The following is a 1,289-nucleotide window of genomic DNA, read 5'->3' as shown; positions in this document are numbered from 1 at the left end:
GTGCGGAGGCTAGATATGTTCGTATTTTAGTGACAGAAAAAGGTCTTCCTCCATATGGTCCATCGCTTTATGAAATTGAGATTTATGAATAACTGTTTTATTTAGAGTGATAAAGAGAGCATGCTTTTACAGGGAATCCTGTGAAGTATGCTCTTTTTTCTTTTTGACGAACGATGGTTGCTCTTAAGGTAAACGTTTGTTTATTAATGATGATTTAATGAAGAATGGTAAATATATATTGCGACACATATAAATATATGATACATATTAAATAACGGAAATGACCTCAAAATGCGTTCTAATTATTTATTCCGTCATATGAAAGCAAAGGGAGACTGGATCATGGAGAGAGAATTAGCATTAGAGCTTGTACGCGTAACGGAACTGGCTGCGCTCGCATCGGCGCCTTGGATGGGAAGAGGCGATAAGAATAGCGCTGATGTAGCGGTTGATCCGCTGGAAGGTACGGAAATTGTAGCCAAAGGACTTAACAATGCAATGTCCGTGCTTGCAGTGGCAGGGAAAGGTCAGCTCTTGCACGCTCCTGATATGTACATGGAGAAGCTCGCTTTCGGTCCTGCTCTTGTTGGCAAGCTGTCGATAACTGATCCGATGGATGTCACGCTCCGTAAAGCGGCTGACGCATTAAACAAGAAGGTTTCGGATTTAACGGTTATGATTTTGGACAGGACGCGCCATGAAGCGATCGTCAAGGTGCTGCGCCGAGTAGGTGTGCGTATAAAGTTTTTGTCGGATGGTGACGTTGCAGGCGCGATGGCACCTGCATTTCCGGAGGCAGGCATTGATTTGTATGTTGGTTCGGGAGGTGCGCCAGAGGGGGTACTGGCTGCGGCAGCGCTGAAGTGTTTAGGCGGCGAGCTGCAAGCAAGGCTGATGCCGGCGGATAGCAATGAGTACAATCGCTGTGTTCAAATGGGCATTGCAGATCCGTATCGGGTGCTTACGATGGAGGATATGATCGGAACGGGCGATGTTTATTTTGCAGCAACAGGCGTTACGCCAGGCGAGTTTTTGGGCGGAGTACAGTATTTTCCTGACGAGAGGGCAGAAACGCATTCCATCGTAATGCGCGCTAAGACCAAAACGATCCGATTCGTACGTGCTATGCACTATTTGCCGAATAAAACATTTTTAAATAATGATAATTGATTGATCACTGGAGTGGCCGGCCGAAAGGCCGACCACTATTAAAATAACATTCTAATAATACAATGAGCAGCAAGAATATAACTCAGCTGATTAGGAATTAACGGACATCAGATCCGTTA

At 45.2% G+C, this 1,289-nt stretch carries 1 protein-coding gene; it reads left to right on the top strand.

The features are described from left to right. Positions 1-342 precede the first annotated feature (342 nt). On the top strand, positions 343-1,170 hold the full coding sequence (gene glpX, locus AC1DSE_RS35905) for a class II fructose-bisphosphatase (RefSeq protein ID WP_477529200.1): 828 nt from the start codon (positions 343-345) through the stop codon (positions 1,168-1,170). Positions 1,171-1,289: the final 119 nt, after the last annotated feature.

The organism is Paenibacillus sp. 01L418 (genome assembly GCF_056400045.1).
The sequence above is the reverse complement of the archived record's forward strand: the minus strand, read 5'-3'. Positions and strand labels throughout refer to the sequence as shown.